Genomic DNA, 18482 nt, shown 5'->3' on the forward strand with positions numbered 1-18482 from the left:
TTCGAAAAAATATAATGCTTTTCTGCAGAGATCACCCGGGTGGAAGCACTTCTGTAAAATACCGGGTAATTTTCACTTTCAATATCTTCTTTCCGGGGTAGCGGGCCTTATACTGGTCTGTCAGGTCCTGCGTCAGTCCGATCACATTGTATTGAACCGGGTTCAGGAAGATCTGCTCGAGCCAGCCTTCATGACGAAGGGTAAGTAACCAGTTGTCAAAAGTGTATCCTACTTTATAAAGCTGCCGATTCTGTGCATATTCCGCCGCTTCATTTTTACGGAAAATAAAACCACTGCCGGCTGTTCCGGCTTTGATGGAATCAAGCAATTGATTTTGCAATGCGCGGGAATCCGTGGCGTTACGGGCTTTAACCACAACCGATGTCTTCCATTGTTCATTTTCTATATTCCTCCAGCCATACGCCGTTTCTACCGACCGTGAAAAAACGCCGATCTGCAACAGCGGCTTCCCTGTACTTTTATCCTGAACAGTGACGGTCGTATTGCCCGGGGCATGGGTCGTTATCAGCGCCCCGTTCCCTTTCCAAACGGCTTTTGCAATAGCAGTGTCTGAAGAAGCCAATACATATCCTTTACCTGCATAGGCAGGCAATGCCAGCCGCCCTTCGGTTTTGGCCCACAGGGAAACCGTTTCTTTTCCCGGCTTTTTTTCCGGCAGCTCCACATCCGTTTTGCCACAGGCTGTCACCAACACAAGAAAGGAAAAAGCAGCAATGAGTTGTTTTTTCATAAATGACAGTGGTTGAGCACACAAGATAGAAGAGAACGATCAGAAACCGGTAAACGGAATCCTGAAAGTACTGTTAAAAGCACCGCCGCGGGTTCTCCTCAGCAATCGGGCCGGAAGGGTTCTTAAAACCTTTGTTCCAGCTCCACCCCTACTCTTCCTGCGAAGCTTTCGATGGGGACGGTGAGCTTATATAAGCTCATTTTTAACGCAGAGATCTCCGGGAACCGGTCCTTCAAACGCCCGGCCAGTTCCGTAAGAAACGTTTCCAGTAATTCCCTTGGATATTGCATCTCCTCTTTTACCAGGCCGTACACCTCGGCATAGTTCAGGGTATCTTCCAGTTTGCTGATCACGCCGTCCTCTTTTGGAAAGGAAACCGAAAGACTCATTTCAAACGCATTGCCGGTCTTTTTTTCTTCGGCATATAATCCGTGACCCGCAAAAAAGCGCAAATGCTCCAGGTGAATGGTGATGAGTTGTGCCATTTAGCTTGTTGTTTTTGCCTGAAGATCCGGGAGGGGCACGTCTTCTGAAAACTCCATTGAGCGCCGCCGCACCGTTTTCGCAACCGGGAATTTAATGAATGCCTTTTTCTCCCAGGTAACGTTCGGCATCCAGTGCAGCCATACAGCCGCTTCCCGCAGCGGTGACGGCCTGCCGGTAGATCTTGTCCTGCACATCTCCCGAAGCAAAAACACCTTCCACATTTGTTTTTGAGGTACCCGGGACGGTTTTGATATACCCGGCTTCATCCATATCGAGGAATCCTTTAAAGATATCGGAATTGGGTTGATGTCCAATGGCAACAAAAAAGCCGCTTACCGGTATCTCCTGGGTTTCCCCGGTCTGGTTATTCCGGACCCGCACACCGTTTACGGTTTTTTCACCCAATACCTCTTCTGTTTCCGTATTAAAGTAAACCTTGATATTGGGAGTTTTCAAAACACGGTCCTGCATTACTCTGGACGCCCGCATCTCCCCTTTCCGTACCAGCATATGTACAGTGGTGCAAAGTTTCGAAAGATACAAGGCCTCTTCTGCCGCTGTATCGCCGGCGCCCACAATGGCTACGTCTTTTCCTCTGAAGAAGAAACCATCGCACACCGCACAGGCGCTTACACCAAACCCGTTCAGGCGCTCTTCGCTCGACAGGCCCAGCCATTTTGCAGAAGCGCCCGTTGAAATGATCACCGCATCGGCCTCGATCAGTTTTTCATCATCGATCCATACCTTATGCGGGTGACTGGAAAAATCCACCTTTGTGGCGATCCCGAAACGGATGTCGGCCCCCATTCTTTTGGCCTGTTTTTCAAAGTCGATCATCATTTCCGGTCCCTGTACCCCATCCGGGTACCCGGGATAGTTCTCGACTTCGGTAGTGATGGTCAGCTGTCCTCCGGGCTGGATCCCCTGGTATAAAACGGGGTTCAGGTTGGCACGGGAGGCATAAACAGCTGCCGTGTATCCTGCCGGCCCCGAGCCGATAATCAAACATTTTACTCTTTCTGCTCCTGTTTCCTGTGTCATATTGTCGATTTGAACGATAATGCCGAAACACCCCGATAGGCTAATCGGGGCGGCATCTACAATGTTATTTTATGTTATTAAAAGTTGTATGTATTACAAAAATAAAGGGAAAAGGTTTATCAAAAGAAACCGCTTCCCCACAGTTGGCAGGCCGGAATGTGGATTACTATACAACAGCGTCCTGTTCCATATTACAATAAAAGCCGGCTAAACAGGCGCCGCCGGTGCCCCGGACCAATCATGAGGGGCCAGCCTGTTTTGCAACAGGCCACCTGTGTTCTCCATAACCAACGCGGCAATTGCACGGCCGGTATGTCTTATGGATCTTTCTGACCCGTTTTTTCGCGGTAGGCCCCGTATAGGTCATGGATGAGCGTATCATACGCTTTCCGGTCCGCAAACACCAACGGATCGTAAGGGCTGCCTGGCATACGTTTTTCCGTCAGCTTAAACTGGCTGGCATGTGCCGCCACCCAAAGATCAAATGACAGGTGCTTCAGGGATTCCAGTGTATACGCATAGTCCCGTGCAATATCCGGATAGGCCGGGATGGCATCAAAGGGGCGCCGAGTAATGATCGTGGGTATATTGGCAATGAGCACCCGGTAGGAACGCTTTTCATCTTTTGTAGTGACCAGGAAGCTGCTCGATCCTTTGGTATGTCCCGGATGATGGAGCAGGATCAAACAGGTATTACCCAGCGCAATGGTATCTTCGTCATACAATAAACGGTCTGCCTGTACCGGTTTAAACTGTACCCCCAGCCCTCCCAGCTCATAATCGGACCGGCCGCCATCTGCCAGTACAGGCGCATCTTTTGCGTTTACCATCATGCGTGCGCCCGTTAGCTGCTTTATGGCAGCCATTGCTCCTACGTGGTCATAATGTACCTGGGAGGTCAGCAGGATCTTCGTATCCTTTAACCGGAACCCCAGCCGCTCTATGCTGTTTTTGATCAATGGCAGCGATCCGGCCAGTCCTGTATTGATGAGGATATTCCCTTTATCTGTTGCAACCAGGTAACAAGTCAGCTCGTGGGTGCCTACATAATAGAGGTTACCGGCGATCCTGAATGGTGGGTAGGGCGCCGACCAGTCTGCCGGAACATTTTCAGGTTCCTTTACCCGCTGTGCGCTTACAGGATGTTCAGCAATGAACAGGAATAACAATACAATGCCGGTCTGCAAAAAAGCTGCTCTTTTGTTTCTCATATTTCCCCAAATATTTCGCATACAAAATTAAAGAGCAGGCCGTAATCCAATGCATTTTAACGAGCCGCTTTCTGTTTGCCCCGGTATATCAGGATCAATCGGCAAATCTTTTCCGCAGTGCGTCCAGGCTCGACTGAAAGTTGTTCTTCCCCGCAGGTGCAGCCTTCGGAGCCTGTTTCTGCTGGTGTTGTTTCGCAGGCCGGCCCCCGCTTTCACCGGGGGCGGTATCTTTCATGCTCAGGGAGATCCGTTTGCGCGCGGCATCCACCTCCAGCACCGTAACCATTACTTTCTGATTCAGCTTTACCACTTCGTTGGGGTCGCTTACAAACCTGTTCGCAAGATGCGATACATGCACCAGTCCGTCCTGTTTTACTCCTACATCCACAAAGGCTCCAAAATTCGTGATATTGGTCACAATACCGGGCACTTTCATCCCCGGTTTCAGATCGGCAATGGCAGCCAGCCCCTCTGCAAAACGGAACTCTTCTATGGCCGAACGGGGATCGCGTCCCGGTTTTTCCAGTTCTTTTAAGATATCCTCGATGGTGTATTGTCCAACCGTTTCCGTAACAAAATCCCGTGCCTTAATCCCCTTCCGCAGTTCCGGCTTTGTGATCAATTCCCCAACTGTACAATTCAGGTTTCCGGCCATTGCCTCCACCACGGCATAACTCTCGGGGTGCACGGCAGAATTGTCCAATGGATTGGCGGCATCGGGTATGCGCAAAAACCCGGCGCACTGCTCATATGCCTTGGGACCCAGCATCGACACTTTCAGCAATGCTTCCCTGCTTTTGAACACCCCGTTCTTTACCCGGTATTCCACAATATTCTTTGCCGTTGTAGCGGTTAAACCGGATACGTACATCAGCAGATGCTTGCTGGCTGTATTCACATCCACGCCCACATAGTTTACGCAGCTTTGCACTACCTGGTCCAGACTGTCCTTTAAACGGTTCTGGTTCACATCGTGCTGATACTGGCCCACCCCGATGCTTTTTGCGTCGATCTTTACCAGTTCGCTCAGCGGGTCCAGCAAGCGGCGCCCGATGCTGATCGCGCCCCGCACTGTTACGTCTTCATCTGGAAATTCTTCCCGGGCTACTTCGCTGGCCGAGTAAATGGAAGCACCGCTTTCATTCACCATAAAAACAGATACCGGTCTCCCAAAATCAATTCCCCTTACCAGCTTTTCGGTTTCTTTGCTGGCCGTTCCGTTCCCATAGCCGATCGCCTCAATATCATATCTGCTTACCAGGCGCTTTAGCGCTTCCGTTGCCCCATACCCGTCGTTCTGGGGCGCATGCGGAAAGATCGTTTCATATTTGAGAAAGGTACCGCTTTCGTCTAGGCATACTATTTTACATCCTGTTCTGAAACCCGGATCGATCGCCAGTACGCGCTTGTGACCCAGCGGCGAAGCCAGCAGCAATTGCCGCAGGTTTTCGGCAAACACTTTGATGGCCTCCTCATCAGCCACCGTTTTGCTGTTCATCCGGAACTCGGTTTCAATAGCCGGTTTCAGCAACCGGGCATAGCTATCATCAATGGCCAATGCCACCTGGCCGGCGGCTTCACCCGACGACCGGATGAATTCATTTTTCAGCGCGCCGGTCGCCGAATCTTTTTCTATAGCAATATCCATAATGAGGTACCCCTCTTTTTCGCCACGGCGGATGGCCAGGATCCGGTGCGACGGACATTTCGAAAGCGGTTCTTTGAAATCAAAGTAATCGCGGTATTTCTGGGCTTCTGCCTCGTCTTTTTTGGTGGTCAGCACACGCGAGGAAACAACAGATGTTTCCGCAAACATAGCACGAACCAGGGTACGGGCCTGTTCGCTTTCGGCAATCCGCTCAGCCACAATATCCCTTGCGCCCTGCAGTGCATCCGCCGCATCCTTAACCTGCTCGCTGATGTATTTGGCGGCTTCTTCTTCCACCTGGATGCCCCCTTGCGCAAACAGCAGATCGGCCAGCGGCTCCAGGCCTTTTTCAATGGCCAACGAAGCCCGGGTCTTGCGTTTGGGTTTGTAAGGCAGGTAGATGTCTTCCAGCTCTGTTGCGCTGATGCAGGCTTCGATCCTTCCCTTTAGTTCCGGCGTCAGTTTCCCCGCAGTTTCGATGGTCTTTAAAACCGTCTCCTTTCGCTTCTCCAGCTCATCGTAATAACGGATCTTATCGATCACGTTGGCTACCTGCACCTCATCCATATTGCCGGTTGCTTCTTTCCGGTAACGGCTGATAAACGGTATCGTTGCCCCTTCTGCGTGTAACTGTTCCACATTCCCCACCTGCTTCACCGGCAGGCTCAGGTCCATTGCAATCTGCTGTATGTATTTTACATCCATTTTTTTATTCGTTGGGCTGCAAATGTAAGCGGTGCCATCAAAGAAACAAAGGACTGTGCATAACAATATCCCCTTTTCCGGATCCTGCAGCCGGAGTCCCGGAACAAGAACTTTTTTACCCGCATAGTTGAAAAGCCGCAACCATTTTTCTTTGCCGGATAACAATTTGTCCGGTTGATCATTTTACAGTATTTTTGTCTACAAATTTAGTAGACTAATATTCCGGCCCGGAAGCAGTGGTATCTTTCCCGGGAGGAATACCGGTTGTCTATCTGTTTTGTCCTCTTAGGGTGAGCCGGTCTTATAACCACTTAAACACACGAAAATGGCGGCATATACAATCCTGATCCATATTCCAAAAGCAGCAGACATCATCCTCGTACAGCTGGTCAGGCTGTTAAAAGAAGCGGTTTATACTCGGAATGTAAAAAGATCATCGGGAGAAATAATGTCCGATCACAAGAGCATTGAATGGATCATCGAAGGAAGCATCAGCTTTCATGATATCAGCAGTTTTGTAAACAGCATTACCCGGAATATACAGGAAACCTATCGTTACTCTATTACCAACCAGGACTCCGCAATTCTGCAGCCGGGCTAAAACAGCGTCCCCTTACCGTGCGCCGCATCCTGCGCATTGATTTTTTGATCAAGATCATCATTATCGGAAAGAGGCAACCTTTACCCCGCTTCGCCGGTCTGCCTTGCGAACACGGCATTTTATGCAATCCCGTCTTTTTTTGCATCCTGGTGTTGCAAAACATGAAATAATTCGTTTCACCATTAAACAATAATGATCCATGAAAAGATTTCAATTAGCAGGGTTTTTATTCATCGCGATGGCGCTGATCTCCTGCAGTACTACCCAAAAAACAGGAAAGACCGTGGTAAAAAATGAAGAAGCACAAAAACAGCTGGAGCACTTTCCAAAAGAGAAAAAAGGATATAAACGTTATGTGATCCTGCCTCCGGAAAAAGGCTCATCAGAGGCGGATTTTAAACTGGAGCTGATTCCCGGCAAGGTAATGCCTACCGACTGCAATACCCGCTCATTGAATGGTAAAATTGTAGAAAAAGATCTCCGGGGATGGGGATACAGTTATTATGAATTTGCAACCAATGGTACCGTGATCTCAACCATGATGGCTTGCCCCGACGGCAAAAAAGTCGAAAAATTTGTGAGAGCAAAATCCGAACAGATCCGCTATAACAGCAAATTGCCGGTAGTGGTATTTGTTCCGGACGGATATGAGCTGAAATACCGGATCTGGAATGCGGGCAGCACCACTGATGCGGCTGTTAAATAAACCCTTCTTTAAAAACAGGTATCCTTCTATAAAAATGTCATCCTTAACGGGTGGCATTTTTTTTGCAAATAAAACAGTCTCCCGATCCGGGCAGCGCAGTCCTTCGCATCTACGGCCTACTTTGAAGCCCGTTTAAAAATAGAATTTCGATTCCCCTTATAAGCACCATCGCGTTGTTATCATTAAAGCCGCACTTGAGCATGACCTTAACGAGCGGAAATCTCATGAGTGCCATGGGCACGGCCCATCATGCACCAGGCCGGGGGCTCTCTTCCGCTCTTTGTGGCTTAACAAACAGGTTGAAATCCGTTCTTGCCGGATCTTTCGAGGCGATGCCTCTTTTGCTCAATGATCGTTTAACCCCGATCTTTTACAGATGGTGGCTACTGCGGGGCCATAAGAGACACAATAGAAGGTTGGCGCATTTAATGGTTATACGGATTATGTTGAACTGTTTTTAAACAGCTTCTCAGCACGAATGCCACGGTAGCCAGGCAATCAATTGCCGCCGGTCTTTGCCAGGCAAGGCAACAGAAGCGCTGCTTCATGCTTTTACCAAGCTGCAGTCAACCGACCGCGGACATCCACAAAGACTCTAAAAAATAAAAAATTCCAGCGCCGCATAGGCCTTGTAGCAATGAAGGCATACCATTTTAAAAGACATAAAAAAGGGCCGCCCGCACAGGCAGCCCTATAGGGAACGGACTACAAAATTTATTTTATGGGAGCCGGTTGCACGCCACTGCGTCTCTGAAGCGAAACCTTTGTGTTATTAAAAGCCTTGGCGTAACCCTCATTGTCTTCCCGCCGGATCACTGCATTAACGGCATCATTCTTATAATCAAAAAACTCATCTACCTCTAACCGGATATTGAACCCCGCAGTTTTATTGTATAAGGTTCTGCCGCCTCCCACCGAAAAATCACCATAAATCACATCATTCATCTCCGGCCAGTAATATTTGTCACTTTCCTGGCTATAAACTATAGCATACCTGCCGTCATAATCCATACGTATAACCGAATAAGGAGAGCCTACCTCGGAAATATAAACCGTGATCCCCGATTCATCATTATAGGGATCATCATCCCTCCAATAATCCCGTTTGGAACAACTTGTCAAAACAACAGCAGCTAAAACCGCTATAATTGAAAATGTAAAAATCCGTTTCATGGTAGTTAAAGTTTAATTGTTTTCAAATTTTCCTGTCGCCACATTTCTTTAATATATAGAAGTTCTATTGGTTATGAAAATTGCATGACATTTGTTAAAAAACAGATAAAAGCGAACCTGGAATATTCCGCACCCGGGCAAACACATTTTAAGCCGACAAATGAATGATACGCCGGCCAGCGACACGCCATCCACTCCCCAGATCTTTTAAACAGGCCGAGCCTCGTCCTTACAAGCAACGGCCGCAGCCGTACCGTCATCCGGATATGCTCGCCCGGATCCCGCAGGGAATGCGCACTTTCAAACCTCAAACTTATCGTACCTTTGCATCTCAACTTTTAGCATGAAGGCATTTTTTATCTTGTTGCTTCTTATGAGCGTTACGCTGAAAAACAAAGCGTATGGCCAATACCTCGTTGTGGGCACCTACACCCAGCACAACAGTACCAGTAAAGGCATTTATGTTTACGACTTTGATCCCCGCACCGGCACCCTGGTGGCCGCGGGCATGACGGAAACTGTAAACCCGTCTTACCAGCTTGTTTCAAAAGGCGGGAGATTTGTTTATTCCGTTAATGAAACCAAAGACGGGGACATCAGCGCTTTTTCGGTTGATAACGGCACCGGGAAACTTACGCTTTTAAATTCGGTAAAGAGTATGGGAGATGATCCCTGCTACCTCGAAAGCGACCGGAAAGGCAGGTGGCTGTTTGCTTCCAACTACTCCAGCGGGGATTTTTCCATTTATGCCATCAACAGCGATGGCACCATCGGCGCTTTTTCTCAACTGGTAAAACATACCGGAAGCGGGCCGGACCTCACCCGCCAGCAGACCCCGCACGTGCACAGTACCACCATCGACCCCGGCAATAAGTTCCTGTACGTATGCGATCTGGGAACAGACCGGATCGTTTCTTATCCCTTTAATGCCCAAACGGGAAAAGTGGATACAGCAAGACAGTCCTTTATTCAAACGGCACCCGGCGCCGGTCCGCGCCATATGGTCATTTCGAAAAACAAAAAATTCGTTTACAATGTAGATGAAATGTTTGGCACCGTGAACGTTTACGCCCTGCATAAAGGGCAGCTGCAACAGCTGCAAACAGAAGATGCTTTAAAGGCGGAAAAAGGAGAAGCTGCGGGAGCAGATATTCACCTTTCACCAGACAATAAATTCCTTTACGTATCGCAACGCAGTAACAGCACCATTGAAGTTTACCGGACCGACCGTAAAACCGGCAGGATCACATTCGTGAGCAGCTTATCCACCAACGGAGATTTTCCAAGGAATTTCACCATCGATCCTTCTGGCAACTGGCTGCTGGCGGCCAATCAAAAAAGCAATAACATTACGATCTTTAAAATAGACCCGCAAACCGGAGTTCCTGCGCCTACCGGCAGGGAAATAAAGACCGATGCTCCCGTTTCTTTAAAATGGATCACAAAATAATCCCGGATGAAATATTTACTCTTTGCCATTGTTGGCACCGCACTGTTCTTCTCTACATACGGACAAACGGCCGCATTACCCGTTCAAACATTTTATAACAAAATAGAAGACAACAGCTCCAGGACATTGCTGGATGTGCGCACTCCCAAAGAATATCATGCGGGCCATGTAGCAGGCGCCATAAATATTAACTGGAACGATTCTTCTTTTGCTTCCAGGGCCCGGCTGTTGCCCAAAGACCAGCCGGTGTATCTCTATTGCCTGAGTGGAGGCAGAAGCGCAAAGGCTGCGGATTTTCTCCGGAAAAAGGGGTTTAAAAAGGTATATGAAATGGCGGGCGGAATGATGAAATGGCGCGCTGACGGGCTGCCCGAAGAACGATCAGCAGCCGTGAACGACGCATTTGTCCGGGCAGACTTTGACAAAGCGCTGGTCACCGATAAACTTGTTCTGGTTGACTTCTACGCGGAATGGTGCGCGCCCTGCAAAAAGATGGAACCTTACCTGAAAGAAATAGCCCGCGAAAAGGCCGCTACCGTAACGGTGCTGCGCATCAATGTGGACGAAAGCCGGGAGCTTGCCCGGGAGCTAAGGATCGATGCGTTGCCGGTGCTGCATCTTTATAAGAACGGGAAGCTGCAATGGTCGACCCTGGGTTATATCCGCAAAGAAAAAGTATTGGCTAAGCTGAAATAGCCGCAACCTCTTTCAGCGCCAGGTTCTTAATATCTTCCAGCCGCATCACCGTTTCCGTTAGCCGGTTCCTGGGGATGCCGATGTCCATAGAGCAAAAAAGCTGCAGCTCCTGTTTGAGCACCATACAGTCAAACTGCTTCACCACGTTCATCACTTCGTTCAGCTGTGTATAATCAAACTGGAGATTGTATCCCTTTAGTACCGGTTTGCGCACTACCGGCGTTACCTGTAAAGCCATGGCCGCGGCCGATTTATAGGCATTGATCAGTCCGGGAACGCCCAGCAGGGTGCCTCCAAAATACCGGACCACCACAATAAGGACGTCAGTCACCTGGCGGCTGTCGATCTGCCCAAGTATGGGCCGGCCGGCCGTTCCGGACGGTTCTCCTGCATCGCTGGACCGGAAGGTATTGCCATCCGTGCCCAGCCGGTAAGCAAAACAATGATGGTTGGCCTTGGGATGCGCTTTCTTTACAGCAGCCATTATCTTTTTAAAATCATCCGTATCCCTGATGGGATAGGCAAGTGCGAGAAACCGGCTTCCCCGGTCCTTAAACTCTGCCTGCGCACTGGTTTCAATGGTCTGATAATAATTCCCCTGCTCCATCTTAAATGATAAACTGATTATGCGTATTCTTATAAACGGTTACTTCATCGGTTCCCAAAATCGTTGTTTGCAGCCGTACCTGATCGTGTAGTGAGGGGGCCTGCAACCCGCCGCCGGCGATCATTTCCGTATTGGTAATTACCCGGGCCTCATCCCATAAGCCTGCGTCGATAAAAGATTGCAGCAACCGATGCCCGCCTTCCACAAAAACGCTCTGGATCTGCCGTTCCAGCAAAACACGCAACATGCCCGCGATCAACTCATCATCCGCCACTTTGATCCACTCTGCCTTCGCACTTTTTTTTGACTGCTTGCAGTTAAATACCCAGGTAGCGTTGCCCGAATGCAACAGCTTCAGATCCCCCGGCAGATCGCCCGAAGCAGAAACAATGATCTTCAGCGGTGCATTCCCTGCCCAATGCCGGTTGTCCAGCAGCGGATCATCTTTAGCCGCTGTGGCCGCCCCCACCATAATGGCAGCTTCCTCAGAACGCCACCGGTGTACCAGGCGGTCGGTTACCGGATGGGTGATCTTTAAACGCCCTGTGCTCGCCGAAGCCATGACCCCGTCCTTTGTCTGTGCCCATTTTAAGATCACATACGGACGTTTCCGTTCATGAAAGGTAAAGAACCGCTTGTTGAGGGTCACCGCGTCCCCGGCAGCGATCTGTTCGATCACGGTTATGCCGGCATTCCGCAACTTTTCGATCCCTTTTCCATTTACCGCTTCAAAGCTATCGCGACAGCCTACCACTACCGTCGGGATCCGGTGCCGGATAATGAGGTCGGCACAGGGAGGCGTTTTGCCATAATGCGCGCAGGGCTCTAAAGAAACATATAAGGTAGCCCCGGGGATCAGGGCCGCGTCATTTTTCAGGGCTTCCCGGATGCAATACACTTCTGCATGGGCTTCCCCGTACCGCTGGTGATATCCTTCACCAATAATCCGCTGATCATGTACCAGCACGGCGCCCACCATCGGGTTGGGGGCCACATTGCCCGCACCCAGGCGCGCCAGCTGAAAACAGCGTTGCAGATATATACGATGTGCTTCCGTAACCATTTTTACAAAAGTAAAAGAATTAAGTTTGCAGCATGGCTTTAAAAAACATAGAACAAAGCTTTGTTACGGAGCTGGGGGTGCTTTATCCGCAAAATGAAGCGCAGCATATATGGTACCTGGTCATTGAAAGCCTGACGGGTATGAACCTGCGCAATAACCCGGATCAACGGTTCACCCCCGACCCCTGTTATATAAAAATGCTGGCGGAGATCAAAAAAAGACTTTTGAAAGCAGAGCCGGTGCAATACATTCTGAACGAAGCCTGGTTCTATGATATTCCTTTTTATGTGGACAAAAATGTGCTCATACCCCGGCCGGAGACAGAAGAACTGGCCGACAGGATCATCCGGGAATACCGGAACCGGCAACCCCTACGGGTGCTGGATATCGGAACCGGAAGCGGGTGCATCCCCGTCATCCTGAAAAGGAAGCTGCCACAGGCCACCGTATCTGCATGCGATGTCAGTCCCGGTGCATTGAAAGTGGCCCGTAAAAATGCCGCCACCCACGGGGTGGAGATAGACTTTAAAGAGCTGGATATTTTGGACGAGCGCAATTGGGAGCAACTTCAGGAAGTGGATGTACTGGTAAGCAACCCACCTTATATTCCGGAGACGGACAAGACGGCCATGCACCGGAACGTACTGGATCATGAGCCGCACCTTGCGCTGTTTGTGCCCAATGATGACCCTCTGCTGTTTTACAGAAAAATAGCCGGACTCGCCCACCGAATCCTGCATCCGCAGGGCCGTATCTATCTGGAAGTGCACGAGCAGCAGGCAGGGGCCACAGCATCCCTCTATGAAAGTCACGGGTTTTCTGCGGTCATTCAGAACGACTTGCAGGGTAAACAGCGGTTTGTAGAAGCCGGCTTCAAGGAAACGTCAGGCCTCGTTCTTTAAGGCGTCGGTACCCGCGGGGCGCATCATCATTGCCTGAAATTGTTTCATCGTATGCTCCATTCCTTCCGTGCTGCCGTCGAGGAAGATCACATTACCCTTTCCGTATTCCGCAAAGTTCTTGATGGCTTCCGTCCACATACTGAATAAAATAAAATTGGTATCCAGGTTGGCCTGTCGCAGTTCAACGGCCGCCGAAGAAACGCCTCTGGCCACTTCCTCCCGGAACAGCGCGATCCCCTGCCCTCTCAGGCGTGCCGCTTCCCGCTCTGCTTCCGCACTGATCTTGATGGCATTTCCTTCCGCCTCTGCCGCCTTTGTTTTGGTAATCAGCAATGCCTGCCCTTCATTTTCTGCAGCGGCTTTCAGGTTATTACTGGCGACCACTTTACTCATGGAATCCAGGATCATTTTATCAAATGTAATGTCATTGATCTGCAGATCCAGCAAATGATACCCCCACTCTTCCAGCGTGTGATCAATTTCCACTTTTACATACTGCACAATTTCACGGCGCAGCCCCAGTACTTCCGCCTGCTTTTTGGTAGCCACAAATGCACGGATATTTCCTTCGATCGTGCGCACCAGTGCCTGCATCAGATTCCGCTCGTCAATGAACTTGAACGCCACTTTTTTTACCGTTTCCTCCGACTCATTCTGCACCGCATACAACAGCATGCTCTTAAAATATACATTGGCCTGATCCTGGGTCACAGCCTGGAACTCGAGCTCCACAGACCGGTTCTGGACAGAAACCTTCCGGTACACTTTTTCTATAAACGGGATCTTGATATTCAGCCCCGGCCCTACTATGCGCCTGTATTTGCCAAACATGGTAACGACGCCGATATACGCCTGGTTAATGGTAAAGAGCCCGCTTAGAACGGCCAGCAGGATCACCACAAGAATAATGTAAAAAGGATTGATCATAAAATGTAATTTTTAAGTTTTGTAAAGGAGCCCATCCCGTTCAGCCTCAGGAAGCTTTTTCTTCCCAAACCTGCACCAAATGGATCAGGGTTTCCACAGATTTTTGCATATCCTGTATGCTTACATATTCATGCTTGCCATGAAATGCCATTTCGCCGGTAAAAATGTCTGGGAACGGGATGCCCATGAACGACAAACGCGAACCATCCGTTCCCCCGCGGGCACTGCTTTTTTTAAAAACCACGCCGCTCCGCTCCATAGCGATCTTTACGTATTCCCCGATCTCGGGATGGTTGTCGATCACTTCCTTCATATTCCGGTATTGCTCCCGGCTCTCAAACTCGTACCTGCTTCCCGGATACCTGCCGGTGGCTTGTTTTGCAAACTGTTCGAGCCGCGCTTCATGTAATGCTAATTTTGAGGTATCAAAGTCCCGGATAATGAAACTGAGCGAGGTTTTTTCTGCGCCTCCTTCCATATGCACCGGGTGTACAAACCCTTCCCGGTCCTCGGTGGTTTCCGGGCTGAAGCCATCTTTGGGCAGGAGCTCCAGGAAAGTACCAGCTACTTTTATGGCATTAATGAGCTTTCCCCTGGCATAGCCCGGATGGATACTGTTGCCATAAAAATGAATGGTAACCCCGTTGGCACTGAAAGTCTCATCTGTATAACTACCCCGTTCTCCTCCGTCCAGCGTATAACCAAAATCAGCACCCAGTCTTTCCAGGTCCACATGGTCAACACCGCGCCCGATCTCTTCATCCGGCGTAAATAAAATTTTGATGGTGCCGTGTTTTATTTCCGGATGGGTTACCAGGTAGTTTGCCAGATCCATAATAATGGCTACACCGGCCTTGTCATCTGCTCCCAGCAGCGTGGTACCCGAGGCCGTGATCAGGTCTTCGCCCTTTTTTGCTTTCAGGTAAGGGTGGTCGCCGGGGCGGATGATCTGTGCGGGATCATCGGGCAGTACGATTTCCCTGCCATCATATTCACGGTGCACGATGGGCTTTACCCCGGCGCCGGAACAGTCGGATGATGTATCTACATGACTGCAAAAGCAGATTACAGGAACAGTCTTTTGCGTGTTCGCCGGGATCGTGGCATAAACATACCCGAAATCATCCAACGCGGCCTGCTGCACTCCCATATCCTTTAATTCATCAACCAAGATCCTGCTCAGGTCCTTCTGCCGGGCTGTTGAAGGCACTGTATCCGACAGCGGATCGCTTTGGGTGTCGATGGCCACATATTTCAAAAAGCGGTCAGCGACCGTAAAATTGTAGGTCATGGTCATTTATTGTTACGCCAACAATATCATTAAAAAAATAAATAATAACGAATAAACAAAGCAATATCAATCATTTAAAAAAGATACAAGCAATAGAAAAGCAGCTTAAAAGCTGCTTTATCCAATAATGAATCAGGTTTGTATTAAGGCATAATGATCAATGGGCTACCGCCTTCTATTTCTACCAGCTCCAGGTCAAAGACCAGGTCTTTTCCGGCCAGCGGATGATTTGCATCCAGCACGATCTTATCTTCGGCGATCTCTTTTACCGTTACCTGGAACTGCTGCCCCTGCGGATCACTCATCACCAACGGCATGCCTACTTCCACTTCCATATCCTGGGGCAGGCGATCTTTGGGCATCTCGATGACCATATCCGGGTTCACCGGGCCGTATGCTTCATCGGCAGGAATAGTGATGGTCTTTTTTTCACCAACCGTCATTCCTGTAACACCATCGTCAAAACCTTTGATCACCATTCCCCCACCTATCTCGAACGGCAGCGGATCCCGTCCTTCGGAAGAATCAAATGTTTCCCCCGTGATCAGTTTGCCGTGGTAATGTACTTTTACTTTATCTCCTTTTTTTGCTTGTTGCATTGATAGAATTTAAAATGAATAAACGGATTCGGGGGCAAGGTAGTCTTTTTTACCCAGATGCCGCAATCTGGCCCGCGGTATCTTGTGCCGGACAGGCGTCTATTTCCGTGGAAAACCCGGGCTTTTCATCACTTCTTCTATCTGCAGGGTATGCCGCTCACTATGGGCTGCCAGCAGCAGCAGCCCCTGGAAAACATCCAGTGTTCCGGCGGGCGTTTGCATATAGTGATCCCGCAGCGGCGCCCGCGTGGTTTCCAGATACCCGATTGTGGAGTCTCTTCTCGAAATATAAGCTGCTAAAGCCGCCTTCGCGCCAGGGAACTGGTTTCCCGGCCGTAACATTTCCGGAGCCTGCGCCTTTTTTGTACGGTCCGTTACCGCGGCGATCAGCTGCTCATTGGTGATCAGCTTTCCCGGTTTTATCAGTTTAGCGGAATCGTCTTTGAGGGTCATCATGCACCACTGCCACAACCCGCTTTCTGCCAGCGCAATATGCTCTACACATTGTGCAATTGACCAGCGCGAAGAATCCTGTTTATAATTCAATTGTTGGTCGCTCAGCTTTTCCACGTCGCGGAGCAACCGTTCTTTTGTTTTTAAATAATAATCAACGGCAAACTTCCGGTCTCCGGGCGCGACCTCAGCTTTCTGAGCGTGCACCAAGTTACTTGCGCCAAATAAAAACAGACAGATCAACAGCTGTTTCATAATATCGTTTTTAAAAATTACTGAATGATGAAAGCGGGAAAATAAAAAGTGTCTGTAACTCCGGTTCCAGACCGGGGCAAATTGCTGTCTGAAACACGGCTTAACTCTTCAAAGATAGACCATTTACTGCTATTTTTGCAGGATGACGCTGAATGAACAGGCAAAAAAGCCACGTATCGTGTTTATGGGAACCCCGGAATTTGCGGTAGCCAGCCTGGATGCCCTTGCAAAAGCCGGATGTTCCATTGTTGGCGTGATCACTGCCCCCGATAAGCCCGCAGGCAGAGGTATGGCGCTGCAACAAAGCGCCGTAAAAAAATACGCCCTGGAAAAAGGATGGACGATCCTGCAGCCTGAAAAACTAAAGAGCCCTGCATTCCTGGAGGAACTGCGTTCTTTAAAAGCCGACCTTCAGATCTGTGTCGCATTCCGAATGCTTCCGGAAGTTGTCTGGAACATGCCTCCCATGGGCACGATCAACCTGCATGGCTCCCTGCTACCGCAATACCGGGGCGCAGCTCCGATCAACTGGGCTGTGATCAACGGTGAAAAGGAAACTGGTGTAACCACCTTTAAGTTACAGCATGAGATTGACACCGGCAATATCCTGTTGCAGGACCGCTTTCCTGTTTCAACAGAAGATACCGCGGGTACCGTGCACGACACCATGAAGGAAGTAGGTGCCCGCCTGCTGGTAAAGACCGTACAGGGCCTGGCAAACGGATCGCTTACAGAAACCCCGCAGCAGATCGTGCCCGGGACGCCGCTGCGCCATGCGCCAAAGATCTTTACAGAAACCTGTCAGATTGACTTTAGCCAACCGGTTGAGAAAGTTCATGATCTTGTGCGCGGGCTCTCGCCTTACCCGGGTGCCTTTACGTTCTTAAACGGCAAAAAGTTTAAGATCTTCCGCGCATCTGCAAGAAAAGGAACAACGGACCGGCAGCCCGGCGCCTGTAAAACAGATGGCAAAACCCGTCTTTCTTTTGCTTGTACTGATGGGTTCCTGGACCTGGAAGAGATCCAGCTGGAAGGGAAAAAACGCATGGCTATCGAAGATTTTTTGCGGGGTTACCAGTTGTAGCGGGGCCCCTTCATAATATGGCAGCTGTAAGCTTTGATGATTTCCGGAGCATTGCAGATCAAAGCTCTCCGATGCCGGGGAATAACGGCTCCTGCCATACCGGGGCGCAAGAGGGCTCTGCCGGATCTTCACCTGCTCCCAGTTTAGCATAAAGTTTGTGGCTCTATCAGCAAGTGTATCCTAAAAGCCCTACTATGAAAAGAGCATCTGTTCTGGTACTGTTATTCTATACTCTCGCCGCGCTTATCGTTTTTGTATTCGTAAAGTTAAGTCCGGATCACGACGGCGGTGCCCCCGGACTGGGCAGTATGGCGCTGATCTTTTTTATGGTGCTCATCGCGCTCCTGGTGGTTATCAATATTATAAAGGGGTTCATCATTAAAAGAAGCTTCTTTTTTATAGCGCTGCTTCACGGTCTTATATTGCTTATCCTCTATTTCGGACTGTTTTATCGCTGATATCCACCTTTATAATGCTTTTTCAAAAAATCAGCCGCAGTATCCACTTCAATGATTGAGAAATAAAAATCTCTTGTATTTTCGGTAATAATATAACGTGAGTTCGACAAGATTTAGGCAGCAATAGCGATCCAAAAGTTTCGTTTATGCGCTTTGAAGGTAGGTTTGATATCTCTGAAGTTATATGCGGCCAGGCAGGCAAGCATGTTATTAAATCCATTGTCCACACTACGATGCCGGGTGTGCCACAAATCCTGAAAGTCCTTTAGTAAATCAATCACTGTTTCTATCAAAGCTCTTCGCTTCAACATAAACTTTTCTTTGATGGTCAATAGTTTATTTTTCATATTGCGACGGATTTTGGTAACCAGTTTA

General features: G+C 49.3%; 20 protein-coding genes. 7 read left to right on the top strand and 13 right to left on the bottom strand.

Annotated features, from left to right (window positions below):
- Positions 1 to 31: 31 nt before the first annotated feature.
- The 5 genes from B160_RS0119075 to B160_RS0119100 all read right to left on the bottom strand — a co-directional run bounded on the left by B160_RS0119075 (position 32) and on the right by B160_RS0119100 (position 5842).
- On the bottom strand, positions 32 to 751 hold the full coding sequence (locus B160_RS0119075) for a hypothetical protein (RefSeq protein WP_018629528.1): 720 nt from the start codon (positions 749 to 751) through the stop codon (positions 32 to 34).
- A gap of 122 nt (positions 752 to 873) precedes the next feature.
- On the bottom strand, positions 874 to 1236 hold the full coding sequence (folB, locus tag B160_RS0119080; protein WP_018629529.1) for a dihydroneopterin aldolase: 363 nt from the start codon (positions 1234 to 1236) through the stop codon (positions 874 to 876).
- A 91-nt stretch (positions 1237 to 1327) separates the two neighbouring features.
- Positions 1328 to 2278, bottom strand: coding sequence for a thioredoxin-disulfide reductase (gene trxB / locus B160_RS0119085; protein ID WP_018629530.1), 951 nt, complete (start codon positions 2276 to 2278; stop codon positions 1328 to 1330).
- Between the two features lie 317 nt (positions 2279 to 2595).
- Positions 2596 to 3465, bottom strand: coding sequence for a subclass B3 metallo-beta-lactamase (gene bla / locus B160_RS0119095; protein WP_026309873.1), 870 nt, complete (start codon positions 3463 to 3465; stop codon positions 2596 to 2598).
- 118 nt (positions 3466 to 3583) lie between these two features.
- Positions 3584 to 5842 carry a Tex family protein gene (locus B160_RS0119100; protein ID WP_018629533.1) on the bottom strand — a complete coding sequence of 753 codons (2259 nt, stop codon included), beginning with the start codon at positions 5840 to 5842 and terminating at the stop codon, positions 3584 to 3586.
- A gap of 325 nt (positions 5843 to 6167) precedes the next feature.
- Between B160_RS0119100 and B160_RS0119110 the strand changes: the two genes are divergently transcribed.
- Entirely contained in the window at positions 6168 to 6443 is a 276-nt protein-coding gene (locus tag B160_RS0119110) for a hypothetical protein (RefSeq protein ID WP_018629535.1), read from the top strand.
- 199 nt (positions 6444 to 6642) lie between these two features.
- Entirely contained in the window at positions 6643 to 7149 is a 507-nt protein-coding gene (locus B160_RS0119120; RefSeq protein WP_018629537.1) for an ecotin, read from the top strand.
- A gap of 714 nt (positions 7150 to 7863) precedes the next feature.
- On the opposite strand, the gene B160_RS0119125 is transcribed toward B160_RS0119120, so the two are convergent.
- Positions 7864 to 8322 carry a hypothetical protein gene (locus B160_RS0119125; RefSeq protein WP_018629538.1) on the bottom strand — a complete coding sequence of 153 codons (459 nt, stop codon included), beginning with the start codon at positions 8320 to 8322 and terminating at the stop codon, positions 7864 to 7866.
- 343 nt (positions 8323 to 8665) lie between these two features.
- Here B160_RS0119125 and B160_RS0119135 point away from each other — a divergent pair, with 343 nt between their 5' ends.
- Positions 8666 to 9772, top strand: coding sequence for a lactonase family protein (locus B160_RS0119135; RefSeq protein WP_018629539.1), 1107 nt, complete (start codon positions 8666 to 8668; stop codon positions 9770 to 9772).
- A 6-nt stretch (positions 9773 to 9778) separates the two neighbouring features.
- Positions 9779 to 10468: a thioredoxin domain-containing protein gene (locus tag B160_RS0119140; RefSeq protein ID WP_018629540.1), complete on the top strand. Its 690-nt coding sequence runs from the start codon at positions 9779 to 9781 to the stop codon at positions 10466 to 10468.
- Here the strand turns inward: B160_RS0119140 and B160_RS0119145 are convergent.
- Positions 10455 to 11075 (bottom strand): IMPACT family protein, encoded by a 621-nt coding sequence (locus B160_RS0119145; protein WP_018629541.1) that lies wholly within the window; start codon positions 11073 to 11075, stop codon positions 10455 to 10457. The genes B160_RS0119140 and B160_RS0119145 overlap by 14 nt on opposite strands.
- Position 11076: 1 nt before the next feature.
- On the bottom strand, positions 11077 to 12138 hold the full coding sequence (ribD, locus tag B160_RS0119150) for a bifunctional diaminohydroxyphosphoribosylaminopyrimidine deaminase/5-amino-6-(5-phosphoribosylamino)uracil reductase RibD (protein ID WP_018629542.1): 1062 nt from the start codon (positions 12136 to 12138) through the stop codon (positions 11077 to 11079).
- Between the two features lie 32 nt (positions 12139 to 12170).
- Between ribD and prmC the strand changes: the two genes are divergently transcribed.
- The gene (prmC, locus tag B160_RS0119155; RefSeq protein WP_018629543.1) at positions 12171 to 13040 is read left to right on the top strand and encodes a peptide chain release factor N(5)-glutamine methyltransferase; all 870 of its coding nucleotides are present in this window, start codon (positions 12171 to 12173) and stop codon (positions 13038 to 13040) included.
- On the opposite strand, the gene B160_RS0119160 is transcribed toward prmC, so the two are convergent.
- From B160_RS0119160 to B160_RS0119175, 4 genes are all read right to left on the bottom strand, one after another.
- Entirely contained in the window at positions 13023 to 13967 is a 945-nt protein-coding gene (locus B160_RS0119160) for an SPFH domain-containing protein (protein WP_018629544.1), read from the bottom strand. The two genes, prmC and B160_RS0119160, sit on opposite strands and share 18 nt — an antisense overlap.
- Before the next feature lie 46 nt (positions 13968 to 14013).
- Positions 14014 to 15258 carry a peptidase T gene (gene pepT / locus B160_RS0119165; protein ID WP_018629545.1) on the bottom strand — a complete coding sequence of 415 codons (1245 nt, stop codon included), beginning with the start codon at positions 15256 to 15258 and terminating at the stop codon, positions 14014 to 14016.
- 143 nt (positions 15259 to 15401) lie between these two features.
- The gene (locus tag B160_RS0119170) at positions 15402 to 15857 is read right to left on the bottom strand and encodes an FKBP-type peptidyl-prolyl cis-trans isomerase (protein ID WP_018629546.1); all 456 of its coding nucleotides are present in this window, start codon (positions 15855 to 15857) and stop codon (positions 15402 to 15404) included.
- 99 nt (positions 15858 to 15956) lie between these two features.
- Positions 15957 to 16565: a DinB family protein gene (locus tag B160_RS0119175; protein ID WP_018629547.1), complete on the bottom strand. Its 609-nt coding sequence runs from the start codon at positions 16563 to 16565 to the stop codon at positions 15957 to 15959.
- 142 nt (positions 16566 to 16707) lie between these two features.
- Between B160_RS0119175 and fmt the strand changes: the two genes are divergently transcribed.
- Positions 16708 to 17649 carry a methionyl-tRNA formyltransferase gene (gene fmt / locus B160_RS0119180; RefSeq protein ID WP_018629548.1) on the top strand — a complete coding sequence of 314 codons (942 nt, stop codon included), beginning with the start codon at positions 16708 to 16710 and terminating at the stop codon, positions 17647 to 17649.
- A 194-nt stretch (positions 17650 to 17843) separates the two neighbouring features.
- Positions 17844 to 18107 carry a hypothetical protein gene (locus tag B160_RS0119185; protein WP_018629549.1) on the top strand — a complete coding sequence of 88 codons (264 nt, stop codon included), beginning with the start codon at positions 17844 to 17846 and terminating at the stop codon, positions 18105 to 18107.
- 113 nt (positions 18108 to 18220) lie between these two features.
- Here B160_RS0119185 and B160_RS29695 read toward each other — a convergent pair.
- The coding region (locus B160_RS29695) for a transposase (RefSeq protein WP_018629550.1) at positions 18221 to 18482 on the bottom strand (262 nt) is incomplete at its 5' end.

This window comes from Niabella aurantiaca DSM 17617, assembly GCF_000374125.1.
GTDB classification, from domain to species: domain Bacteria; phylum Bacteroidota; class Bacteroidia; order Chitinophagales; family Chitinophagaceae; genus Niabella; species Niabella aurantiaca.

Bases quoted from the DNA above. Each gene is read 5' to 3' on its own strand.
- B160_RS0119185 (WP_018629549.1), top strand. From the start codon at position 17,844: ATGAAAAGAGCATCTGTTCTGGTACTGTTATTCTATACTCTCGCCGCG.
- B160_RS0119135 (WP_018629539.1), top strand. From the start codon at position 8,666: ATGAAGGCATTTTTTATCTTGTTGCTTCTTATGAGCGTTACGCTGAAA.
- B160_RS0119145 (WP_018629541.1), bottom strand. From the start codon at position 11,075: ATGGAGCAGGGGAATTATTATCAGACCATTGAAACCAGTGCGCAGGCA.
- B160_RS0119160 (WP_018629544.1), bottom strand. From the start codon at position 13,967: ATGATCAATCCTTTTTACATTATTCTTGTGGTGATCCTGCTGGCCGTT.
- B160_RS0119110 (WP_018629535.1), top strand. From the start codon at position 6,168: ATGGCGGCATATACAATCCTGATCCATATTCCAAAAGCAGCAGACATC.
- folB (WP_018629529.1), bottom strand. From the start codon at position 1,236: ATGGCACAACTCATCACCATTCACCTGGAGCATTTGCGCTTTTTTGCG.
- B160_RS0119125 (WP_018629538.1), bottom strand. From the start codon at position 8,322: ATGAAACGGATTTTTACATTTTCAATTATAGCGGTTTTAGCTGCTGTT.
- prmC (WP_018629543.1), top strand. From the start codon at position 12,171: ATGGCTTTAAAAAACATAGAACAAAGCTTTGTTACGGAGCTGGGGGTG.
- B160_RS0119075 (WP_018629528.1), bottom strand. From the start codon at position 751: ATGAAAAAACAACTCATTGCTGCTTTTTCCTTTCTTGTGTTGGTGACA.
- trxB (WP_018629530.1), bottom strand. From the start codon at position 2,278: ATGACACAGGAAACAGGAGCAGAAAGAGTAAAATGTTTGATTATCGGC.
- fmt (WP_018629548.1), top strand. From the start codon at position 16,708: ATGACGCTGAATGAACAGGCAAAAAAGCCACGTATCGTGTTTATGGGA.
- B160_RS0119140 (WP_018629540.1), top strand. From the start codon at position 9,779: ATGAAATATTTACTCTTTGCCATTGTTGGCACCGCACTGTTCTTCTCT.
- B160_RS0119100 (WP_018629533.1), bottom strand. From the start codon at position 5,842: ATGGATGTAAAATACATACAGCAGATTGCAATGGACCTGAGCCTGCCG.
- ribD (WP_018629542.1), bottom strand. From the start codon at position 12,138: ATGGTTACGGAAGCACATCGTATATATCTGCAACGCTGTTTTCAGCTG.
- B160_RS0119120 (WP_018629537.1), top strand. From the start codon at position 6,643: ATGAAAAGATTTCAATTAGCAGGGTTTTTATTCATCGCGATGGCGCTG.
- B160_RS0119175 (WP_018629547.1), bottom strand. From the start codon at position 16,565: ATGAAACAGCTGTTGATCTGTCTGTTTTTATTTGGCGCAAGTAACTTG.
- pepT (WP_018629545.1), bottom strand. From the start codon at position 15,258: ATGACCTACAATTTTACGGTCGCTGACCGCTTTTTGAAATATGTGGCC.
- B160_RS0119170 (WP_018629546.1), bottom strand. From the start codon at position 15,857: ATGCAACAAGCAAAAAAAGGAGATAAAGTAAAAGTACATTACCACGGC.